The sequence below is a fragment of the Prevotella sp. TF12-30 genome, assembly GCF_003436715.1.
Taxonomy (GTDB): Bacteria; Bacteroidota; Bacteroidia; order Bacteroidales; family Bacteroidaceae; genus Prevotella; species Prevotella copri_A.
Map to the genome: position 1 here is coordinate 1 of NZ_QSQJ01000103.1, position 1650 is coordinate 1650.

The following is a 1650-nucleotide window of genomic DNA, read 5'->3' on the forward strand; positions in this document are numbered from 1 at the left end:
GGGACGACACTCGTTCGCCAGCCTCATTACGCTGGAGGCAGGTGTGCCGATGGAGACCATCTGCAAGATGCTCGGTCACAAGGATGTGAAGATGACGCAGCGGTATGCGAGAGTAACCCAAAAGAAGCTGTTTGAAGACATGGACAAGTTCATCGCTGCAACCGAGAAGGACTTTATTCTCGCATTATGAACAAGGCTTTCAACTTTTCTTTTTACAGTTTCAACTACATTATTATATTATAAGGACAACAACTATGAGCAGAAGTACATTTTCAATTTTGCCTTACATCAACAGACAGAAGGTGAAGGCAGACGGAACAGCCAACATACTTTGCCGCATCACCGTTGACGGCAAAAGTGCAGCCATTTCCACAGGCATATCCTGTACACCACAGGAGTGGAACGCCAAGAAGGGAGAGGTACGGAACGCAAGGGACAACAGACGATTGGCAAGTTTCCTTGCTGAGGTCAAGGATAAATACAACTCACTTCTTACCACCAATGGCATCATCACCGTGGAAATGCTGAAGGCTGTGTTGAAGGACAAGGACACGACAGGAAGGTTCTTGCTGAACTTTGGTGATACCATCGTGGAATGGTATCGAACCTCAAAAGCCAGACAAACCTTTCTGCACAAGCGAACATGGCAGAAGAACCTGAGAGCCTTTGTCCATTCATTGGATAAGGACGACATCGCCTTTGAGGACATAGACGAGAATTTCGGAGAGGAATACAAGCTATTCCTGAAACGAGACCAGGGACGCATCGACAGCTACGTGAACCATTGCCTTCTCTGGCTGAACATGTTGATGTACAAGGCAGTGGACAGGAGCATTATCCGCTTCAATCCCATAGCCAAGATAGGGTATGAGAAGAAGGCAGCCCCGAAGATGACCCATATCAGCAAGGCAGACTTCATCAAGATGCTCTCTACCCCGATGGCTGACGAGCGAACGGAGCTTGCACGCAGATGTTTCATTTTTTCCTCGCTCACCTCCTTATCCTATATAGATGTAAAGAACCTGTACCCTCACCATATCAGTGAGAACTCCGATGGTAGGAAGTTCATCCGTAAGGAAAGAGAGAAGACTGGCGTGGAGTTCTTCGTGCCACTCCATCCGATAGCCGAGAAGATTCTTTCGCTCTACAATACCACGGACGACAGCAAGCCTGTTTTTCCACTGGGTGAGAAGAAAGACATCTATCTTGATGTGCATACCCTTGGAATGGTGCTTGGCATAAGTAATAAGTTGGGATTCCACGCCAGCCGCCATACATTCGGAGTCTTGATGCTCAACGAGGACATTCCCATCGGCAGCATAGCCAAGATGATGGGACACGCAGACATCACAAGCACACAGGTCTATGCGCAGGTGACACACGCAGACATTACAAGCACACAGGTCTATGCGCAGGTGACGGAGCAGAAGATTTCAAATGACATGGATAAGCTTATTGCCAAGCGGGAAAGGAACAGATTATCGAACGAAAAAACTATTGGAAAATGAACAGAGGAGTTATAACTATCAGCGAGAGCGGAACGGTATCCATGCCGACCGATACTGTATGGATGACCATGCAGGAGATTGCCGACATGTATAATGTGTTCGGCTGCTATGTGCGCAAGGCTGTCAAGGCTATATTCAAGGA

At 47.6% G+C, this 1650-nt stretch carries 2 protein-coding genes; both read left to right on the forward strand.

The window, feature by feature from the left end:
- A partial coding sequence (locus DXD25_RS16225; RefSeq protein ID WP_147327956.1) for a tyrosine-type recombinase/integrase occupies positions 1-190 on the forward strand: 190 nt, incomplete at its 5' end.
- 64 nt (positions 191-254) lie between these two features.
- Positions 255-1508, forward strand: coding sequence for a site-specific integrase (locus DXD25_RS16230; RefSeq protein ID WP_117664385.1), 1254 nt, complete (start codon positions 255-257; stop codon positions 1506-1508).
- Positions 1509-1650: the final 142 nt, after the last annotated feature.